The organism is Streptomyces durbertensis (assembly GCF_014156695.1).
Taxonomy (GTDB): Bacteria; Actinomycetota; Actinomycetes; order Streptomycetales; family Streptomycetaceae; genus Streptomyces; species Streptomyces durbertensis.
Genome location: NZ_WMLF01000606.1, coordinates 1 through 2,522, shown reverse-complemented (window position 1 = coordinate 2,522; position 2,522 = coordinate 1). Strand labels below are relative to the sequence as shown.

The following is a 2,522-nucleotide window of genomic DNA, read 5'->3' as shown; positions in this document are numbered from 1 at the left end:
GGTCGAAAGCGGTGGCGGGCGGCTGGGGGCGCTTGGTCAGGTCCGCCCTGGGCGGGCCGCCTGCCACCGCGGCCGCGCCGTCGCTCGTGGGGAGTTCCGGCTTGCGCAGCACGTCCGGCGGGCCGTCGGGCTGCCTGCCGACGCCGTTGACCGCGTCCGTCACCTCCGACAGCTCCTTGCGGAGGTCCAGGCTCTCCCGGATCTCCTTCAGCTCCTTGATGCCCAGGTCGTCCCGGTCCATGAGGTGCTTCTGCGCGAACCGCTTGGGGTGGAGGTCCTGGAACTCGAAGTCCTTGAACTCCGGGCCCAGTTCGTTGCGGATGTCGTCCCGGGCGCTGTCGGAGAAGGAGCGGACCTTCCGGATGAAGGAGACGACGTCGGAGATCACCTTCGGCAGCTTCTCCGGGCCGAAGAGCAGCATGCCCAGCACGACGAGCACCAGAAGCTCCATGGCTCCAAAGTCGAAGATCACGCTGCTGCTCCCTCGGGTTCTGCGTGCCTGGCCGGGGCGGAGGTCCAGACCGCAACGGTACCTGGCGCCGCCGGGCGACCGGGAGTGAGCCGGGAGGAGTTCAACAAGGCTTTGCCCGGCTCAGGCCGCCGCCGGGGGCCGGCGGCCGGGCGGCGGGGCTGGTCCGGTGTGCCACGGGTCACTCCCGGCCGGCCGTGCCGAGCGTGACCGTGACCTTGCGCTCCTTGCCGTTCCGTTCGACCGTCAGCTCCAGTTTGTCCCCGGGGCGGTGGCTGCGGATGCGCACGATCAGCTCCTCGCCGTTGCGCACCCGGGCGCCGTCGACGGCGGTGATCAGATCGCCGTCCCTGATACCGGCCTTGTCCGCCGGGCCGCCGGGCACCACACCGGGGCGGTCGTCGTCGCCGCCGCCGACCCGGGCGCCGTCCTCGCTGCGGTCGGTCATGTCCACGCTGACGCCGATGACCGGGTGGGTGGCGCTGCCGGTGTTGATCAGCTCCTCCGCGACCCGCTTGGCCTGGTTCACCGGTATGGCGAAGCCCAGCCCGACCGAGCCGGCCTGGCCGTCCTCGGCGCCGCGGCCGCTGCGGATCGCGCTGTTGACGCCGATCACCCGGCCCTTGGTGTCCACCAGCGGGCCGCCGGAGTTGCCCGGGTTGATGGGCGCGTCCGTCTGGAGCGCGTTGACGTAGCTCACGTCCGTGTCGGCGCCCCGGCCGCCCGCCGTGATCGGACGCTCCTTGGCGCTGATGATGCCGGTGGTGACCGTCCCCGCGAGGTCGAACGGCGCGCCGATCGCCACCACCGGGTCGCCGACCCGCACGGAGTCCGAGTTGCCCAGCGGCAGCGGTCGCAGACCGGAGACGCCGTCGACCTTCACCACCGCCAGGTCGTAGCCGCCGTCGCCGCCCACCAGCCGGCCGTTGACCCGCTCACCGCTGTTGAAGGTGACGACGATCCGGCCGCCCCGGGCGGCCGGGCTGACGACGTGGTGGTTGGTCAGGATGTGCCCGCGGTCGTCCAGCACGAAGCCGGTGCCGGTGCCCTGGGCGCCGGCGCCCCGCACATGCAGGGTGACCACGCCGGGCAGCGTCGCGGAGGCGATGCCGGCCACGCTGTCGGCGGGCCGCTCCGGGCTCTCCGGGTCGGCCTGCGGCAGCTTCACCCCGACCAGGCCACCGGTCCGCTCCACGTACATGCCGACCGCTCCGCCGACGCAGCCCGCGAGCAGCGCCACCAGCAGCGCGCCGACGACGATGAGCCGGCGCCGGGGCACCACCTCGACGATCCGCACCTCGCCGCCGGGCGGCGGGGCGGGCACCGCCCAGGGGTCGTAGCGCCCGCCGCCGGGCCCCGACGGGGCGCCGCCGTGCGGTCCGCCGTGCGGAGGGGTGGCCGGGGCGTGGCCGGACGGCGTCGGCCAGGCGGCCGTGTGGCCGGTGCCTCCGGGGTCGTGCGGCGGCACGTCGGGGGTCGGTGTGCCGTGCGACGACGTGCCGGAGGCGGCGACGCCGTGCGTGGGCGTCCCGTGCCCCGGTGTGCCGTGCGCGGGCGTGCCGTGCGCGGGCGTGCCGTGGCCCGGTGTGCCGTGGGGGGCCGGCGTGCCGTGCGGCGGTGTGGTGTGCGCGGTGTGCGCGGGAAGCCGCACACCGGCCGGCGGCGTGGGCATCGCGGGGTGCTGGACGGGCGGGGCGGGCGCCCACGGCCCCGGGCCACCGTACGGCGGGGTGCCGTACGGGTCCTGCGGGTGCAGCGGCTCCTGCCCGGACCGTGCGGCGTCCTGCCGTCCGGTCTGCCCCGATCTCGACTCGTCCATGCTGTCGTCCACACCTCACCCGACGCCCGGATCAGCCGGGCCCTGCGGCACTACCACGCTGAATTGAACCAGGCTTCCCACCCGCGGGCAGGCTGTCCCCGCGTTGTCACGGCACGGGGTTGGACGCGAGGCCGCCGGCGCCGCCGGGCCCGTACGCACCGAGGGCGCCGCCGCGGCGGTCCGGTACCTCGTCCCGGGCGGCGCCCGAGGCGGCTTCCGCGCCCGGCAGCCCGG

2 protein-coding genes are annotated in these 2,522 nt (G+C 75.4%); both read right to left on the bottom strand.

Annotation, left to right across the window (positions count from 1 at the left end):
* Positions 1 to 472, bottom strand: a 472-nt coding sequence (locus GL263_RS24995; protein ID WP_182858011.1) for a sec-independent translocase, incomplete at its 3' end; no start/stop codon positions are given.
* Positions 473 to 650: 178 nt separating this feature from the next.
* Positions 651 to 2,288 carry a S1C family serine protease gene (locus GL263_RS24990; RefSeq protein ID WP_182858010.1) on the bottom strand — a complete coding sequence of 546 codons (1,638 nt, stop codon included), beginning with the start codon at positions 2,286 to 2,288 and terminating at the stop codon, positions 651 to 653.
* Between the last annotated feature and the right edge of the window lie 234 nt (positions 2,289 to 2,522).

Coding starts and splice junctions, on each gene's coding strand:
- GL263_RS24990 (WP_182858010.1), bottom strand. CDS start 2,288: ATGGACGAGTCGAGATCGGGGCAGACCGGACGGCAGGACGCCGCACGG.